Below are 293 nucleotides of genomic sequence, written 5' to 3'. Positions count from 1 at the left end.
CGACCAGCTGGCCGCACTCGACGCCACGAAGATCGCCGCTCTCAGCACCAAGGCCGTTGCCGGCCTGAAGGCAAGCCAGATCAGCGCCCTGACGGCCGATCAGGTCGAAGGTCTCGGGACGGCGCAGTCCGGCGCTCTGAGTGCAGCACAACTTGCTGCCATGACCGCCGACGACATCGCCAAGTTCTCCGCCGATGAGATCGCGGCGCTGGGCACGGCAGCGGTCGGCGGCCTGACGAATGATGCGGTTGCTGCTCTCGACGACGACCAGCTTGCGGCCCTGAAGACGACGC

General features: G+C 67.2%; 1 protein-coding gene. It reads left to right on the top strand.

Annotation, left to right across the window (positions count from 1 at the left end):
• Positions 1-293: hypothetical protein (locus JNB88_RS33290; RefSeq protein ID WP_220359182.1), on the top strand; the 293-nt coding region annotated here is incomplete at both ends.

Source organism: Rhizobium cauense, from assembly GCF_019511525.1.
In the GTDB taxonomy this organism is placed as follows: domain Bacteria; phylum Pseudomonadota; class Alphaproteobacteria; order Rhizobiales; family Rhizobiaceae; genus Rhizobium; species Rhizobium cauense.
Note: the sequence above shows the minus strand (reverse complement) of the source record. Positions and strands in the feature narration are given on the sequence as shown.